Source organism: Streptomyces sp. NTH33 (assembly GCF_003236365.1).
Classification (GTDB): domain Bacteria; phylum Actinomycetota; class Actinomycetes; order Streptomycetales; family Streptomycetaceae; genus Streptomyces.
In genome coordinates this window covers 1-3,652 of record NZ_POTZ01000583.1, presented here as the reverse complement: position 1 = coordinate 3,652, position 3,652 = coordinate 1, and the positions used below count along the sequence as shown (strand labels likewise).

1 protein-coding gene is annotated in these 3,652 nt (G+C 71.8%); it reads left to right on the top strand.

Annotated elements, in window-relative coordinates; translation table 11 throughout:
* Positions 1-88: 88 nt before the first annotated feature.
* Positions 89-3,643, top strand: a complete 3,555-nt coding sequence (gene mfd / locus C1I97_RS33315) for a transcription-repair coupling factor (RefSeq protein ID WP_111006758.1) — start codon at positions 89-91, stop codon at positions 3,641-3,643.
* Positions 3,644-3,652: the final 9 nt, after the last annotated feature.

Below are 3,652 nucleotides of genomic sequence, written 5' to 3'. Positions count from 1 at the left end.
CCCGGGCGTCGTACGCTGAAGGGACCCCCGGCCCGCCGCACGAGTCGGGTCCTTCGTGTTGCCCACCTCCGGACGGAAACAGCCCCTCATGACCCTGCACGGTCTGCTCGACGCCGTCGTCAAGGACCCCGCCCTCGCGGAAGCGATCACCGCCGCGGCGGACGGCAACCGCATGCACGTCGACCTCGTCGGTCCCCCGGCGGCCCGCCCCTTCGCGGTCGCCGCCCTGGCCCGTGAGGCCGCCCGCCCCGTGCTCGCGGTGACGGCGACCGGCCGCGAGGCCGAGGACCTGGCCGCCGCCCTGCGCTCGCTGCTGCCCCCGGAAGGAGTCGTGGAGTACCCCTCCTGGGAGACGCTGCCGCACGAGCGGCTCAGCCCCCGCAGCGACACCGTGGGCCGCCGCCTGGCCGTGCTGCGCCGCCTGGCCCACCCCAGCTCCGACGACCCGGAGACCGGCCCGGTCTCCGTCGTCGTCGCCCCCGTGCGCTCCGTTCTCCAGCCGCAGGTCAAGGGCCTGGGCGACCTGGAACCGGTGTCGCTGAGGAGCGGGCAGAGTGACGACCTGAACGATGTCGTCGACGCCCTGGCCGCCGCCGCGTACTCCCGTGTGGAGCTGGTGGAGAAGCGCGGCGAGTTCGCCGTGCGCGGCGGCATCCTCGACGTGTTCCCGCCCACCGAGGAACACCCCCTGCGCATCGAGTTCTGGGGCGACGACGTCGAGGAGATCCGCTACTTCAAGATCGCCGACCAGCGCTCCCTGGAGGTCGCCGAGCACGGCCTGTGGGCACCGCCCTGCCGTGAGCTGCTGCTCACCGAGGACGTACGCGCGCGTGCGCGTGCGCTCGCCGAGCAGCACCCGGAGCTCGGCGAACTGCTGGGCAAGCTCGCCGAGGGCATCGCGGTCGAGGGCATGGAGTCCCTGGCCCCGGTCCTGGTCGACGACATGGAGCTGCTGCTCGACGTGCTGCCCAAGGGCGCCATGACCGTCGTCTGCGACCCGGAGCGGGTGCGCACGCGCGCGGCCGACCTGGTGGCGACCTCCCAGGAGTTCCTGCAGGCGTCCTGGGCGGCCACGGCCGGTGGGGGCGAGGCGCCGATCGACGTCGGCGCGGCCTCCCTGTGGTCGATCGCGGACGTACGGGACCGCGCGCGCGAGCTGGACATGATGTGGTGGACCGTCTCGCCGTTCGCCGCGGACGATGCGGCGTACGACGGCGGGGGCGACGGGGGCGGGGACACCCTCAAGCTGGGCATGCACGCGCCCGAGACCTACCGCGGGGACACCGCGAAGGCGCTCGCCGACACCAAGGGCTGGCTCGCGGACGGCTGGCGCACGGTCTTCGTCACCGAGGGCCACGGCCCGGCCTCCCGCACCGTCGAGGTGCTGGGCGGGGAGGGCATCGCGGCCCGCCTGGACGTGGACCTGGAGCAGCTGTCCGCGTCGGTCGTGCACGTGGCGTGCGGCTGCGTCGACCACGGCTTCGTCGACCCGGGCCTGAAGCTGGCGGTGCTCACCGAGACCGACCTGACCGGCCAGAGGTCGGCCGCCCGCGACGGCGCCCGGATGCCGGTCCGCCGCCGCAAGTCCATCGACCCGCTGAGCCTGGAGGCCGGCGACTACATCGTCCACGAGCAGCACGGCGTGGGCCGCTACATCGAGATGGTGCAGCGCACGGTGCAGGGCGCCACCCGCGAGTACCTGGTGGTGGAGTACGCCCCGGCCAAGCGCGGCCAGCCCGGCGACCGCCTCTACATCCCCACCGACCAGCTGGAGCAGATCACCAAGTACGTCGGCGGCGAGGCACCCACCCTGCACCGGCTCGGCGGCGCCGACTGGACGAAGACCAAGGCACGCGCGAAGAAGGCGGTCAAGGAGATCGCCGCCGACCTGATCAGGCTCTACAGCGCGCGCATGGCCGCACCCGGGCACCCCTTCGGCGCGGACACGCCCTGGCAGCGCGAGCTGGAGGACGCCTTCCCCTACGCGGAGACGCCCGACCAGCTCACCACGATCGCCGAGGTCAAGGAGGACATGGAGAAGTCGGTCCCGATGGACCGTCTGATCTGCGGCGACGTCGGCTACGGCAAGACGGAGATCGCGGTCCGCGCCGCCTTCAAGGCGGTCCAGGACGGCAAGCAGGCGGCGGTGCTCGTGCCCACCACGCTGCTGGTGCAGCAGCACTTCGGCACGTTCTCCGAGCGGTACGCGCAGTTCCCGGTGAAGGTGAGGGCGCTGTCCCGCTTCCAGACCGACATTGAGGCCAAGGCGGTCCTGGAGGGCCTGCGCGACGGCTCGGTGGACGTCGTCATCGGCACCCACCGCCTGTTCTCGTCGGAGACGAAGTTCAAGGACCTGGGCCTGGTCGTCGTCGACGAGGAGCAGCGCTTCGGCGTCGAGCACAAGGAGCAGCTGAAGAAGCTCCGCGCCAACGTCGACGTCCTGACGATGTCCGCGACGCCGATCCCCAGGACCCTGGAGATGGCGGTGACCGGCATCCGGGAGATGTCGACGATCACCACGCCGCCCGAGGAGCGCCACCCGGTGCTGACGTTCGTCGGGCCGTACGAGGAGAAGCAGATCGGCGCGGCGATCCGCCGTGAGCTGCTGCGCGAGGGCCAGGTCTTCTACATCCACAACCGGGTGGAGTCCATCGACCGCGCCGCGGCCCGGCTGCGCGAGATCGTCCCCGAGGCGCGGATCGCCACCGCCCACGGCCAGATGTCGGAGACCGTCCTGGAGCAGGTCGTGGTCGACTTCTGGGAGAAGAAGTACGACGTGCTGGTCTCGACGACGATCGTCGAGTCGGGCATCGACATCTCCAACGCCAACACGCTGATCGTGGAGCGCGGCGACAACTTCGGCCTGTCCCAGCTGCACCAGCTGCGCGGCCGGGTCGGCCGCGGCCGTGAACGGGGCTACGCCTACTTCCTGTACCCGCCGGAGAAGCCGCTGACCGAGACGGCCCACGAGCGGCTGGCGACCATCGCCCAGCACACGGAGATGGGCGCGGGCATGTACGTGGCGATGAAGGACCTGGAGATCCGCGGCGCCGGAAACCTGCTGGGCGGCGAGCAGTCCGGGCACATCGCGGGCGTCGGCTTCGACCTGTACGTGCGGATGGTCGGCGAGGCGGTGGCGGACTACCGGCGGCAGCTGGAGACGGGGGAGATCGAAGAGGAAGAGCCGCTCGAGGTCAAGGTCGAGCTGCCCGTGGACGCGCACGTCCCGCACGACTACGCGCCCGGCGAGCGGCTGCGCCTGCAGGCCTACCGGTCCATCGCCTCCGCGAACTCGGAGGAGGACGTCAAGGCCGTCCGCGAGGAACTCACCGACCGCTACGGCAAGCTGCCCGAGCCGGTGGAGAACCTGCTGCTGGTGGCCGGGCTGCGCATGCTCGCCCGGGCGTGCGGGGTGGGCGAGATCGTGCTGCAGGGCAACAACATCCGCTTCGCCCCGGTGGAGTTGCGCGAGTCGCAGGAGCTGCGCCTCAAGCGCCTCTACCCGGGCTCGGTGATCAAGCCGACCGTCCACCAGGTCCTCGTGCCCCGCCCCAAGACCGCGAAGGTCGGCGGCAAGCCGCTGGTCGGGCGCGAACTGCTCGGCTGGGTGGGCGAGTTCCTGGCGTCCGTCCTGGGGTCGTAGCCAGGGGGG